Here is a 1,316-nt window from a genome sequence, read left to right as displayed (position 1 = left end):
CATGCAGCAGGTCAGCGCCATCCAAGCACTGTGGCAGCGAGTTCCAGCAAACGGTGGTGCAGCAACACACCGGCCAGTCCGAGCCTAACAGTTCGTTCAAGCCGAACCCGCTTCACGGCGGCAAATTTTTCAGGTATGTTCTTGCTCTATTGCCGCCGTGCAGCGGGTCGGCTTAACTCAGGCGTTAGGCCGCAGACAAGCATCCATATGAACCCTCAAACACTCGCCGTCACGCTCTTTCCCATCCTCTTTGGCATGGTCATTGTGTGGTTCGTGCTTATCAAGCTCCTATTCAATCGGCTTGAGCGGGCTCACCCGCAAAAGTACGAGGCAATGGGCCGACCGTCGCTCTTTCTACGCAATAACATTGCCGGCGGCTGGGCCACTCTCAAGTTCCTAGTTGCTCGGGAGCACAAGACGCTCGATGACAGCTACCTGTCCAAGCTCTCCGACGCCATGCTCGTCTTCTTCGCGGTCTATCTGCTGCTGTTCTTTGGGCTTTTCTTCGCGGTCGCTGGGCAAACACCCCACCCTGCGGCCTAACAATTCGTTCAAGCCGAAACCGCTTCGTTACGGCAAAGGCATGGCAGAAAAAGCTTGCCATGCCTTCGCCTCCACTACGCGGTTCGGCTTAACTCAGGCGTTAGGCACCACATCAACCTAATCGAGGCGCGTATGAGCGGAGCAGTCGTAATCGTCAGCTATCGTGCACTTCCGGAGCGCGTGGACACAGCCAAACGCGAGATTGACACTCTCATCGCTGCCGTCCAAGCCATTGAGCCAGATTGCGGCGGCATCACCATGCTCCAGGACGCGAGCGACCCGACTCGCTTCACGCTGATCGAGTACTGGCCAAGTCAAGAGACTTTTCTTGGGCCGCACATGCAGCAACCACACATTCAATCCTTCATCCAAAGCGCCGGCGCCTTCCTCGCGGGGCCGCCGGATATCTCGTTCTGGCATCCCGTCGGTGGTGCCTAACAATTCATTCAAGCCGACGCCGCTTCGCGGCGCGGCTTAATTCAGGCGTTAGGCTCGGCTGGTGTTCAAAAACTTGCAGAGTAAAGAGCCGGATAATTCTGCATGGGCACTGCTTCTGCACTCGGCCTTCAGCTTCGCCCCGGCAAGCGCCTGTTCCTCTTGCGCGGCCAGTACCGCGCACGCGCCGTCCAGCTTGTCGCTCAGTCCAGGCGCGCTCAACACGCTTGCGCCGCACGTCTTGCTTCAGGCTCGCTCAGTCAGCACTTTGGCGGCCAAGCACGCACATGCGACAACCATGCTTGCGCTGCACGCCATGCAGCAGGTCTGCGCCATCC

Annotated in this window: 3 protein-coding genes; all 3 read left to right on the top strand. The window is 58.5% G+C overall.

Annotated elements, in window-relative coordinates; all coding sequences use genetic code 11:
* Window positions 1-543 (top strand): hypothetical protein (locus tag K8I04_13365; GenBank protein MBZ0072700.1); only part of this gene is annotated, 543 nt, incomplete at its 5' end.
* A 132-nt stretch (window positions 544-675) separates the two neighbouring features.
* Window positions 676-981, top strand: coding sequence for an antibiotic biosynthesis monooxygenase (locus K8I04_13360; protein MBZ0072699.1), 306 nt, complete (start codon window positions 676-678; stop codon window positions 979-981).
* Window positions 982-1,042: 61 nt separating this feature from the next.
* Window positions 1,043-1,316, top strand: a 274-nt coding sequence (locus K8I04_13355; protein ID MBZ0072698.1) for a hypothetical protein, incomplete at its 3' end; no start/stop codon positions are given.

It is taken from the genome of Gammaproteobacteria bacterium (assembly GCA_019911805.1).
GTDB lineage: Bacteria > Pseudomonadota > Gammaproteobacteria > Thiohalobacterales > Thiohalobacteraceae > JAHJQQ01.
This window is presented reverse-complemented; position numbering and strand designations above follow the sequence as displayed.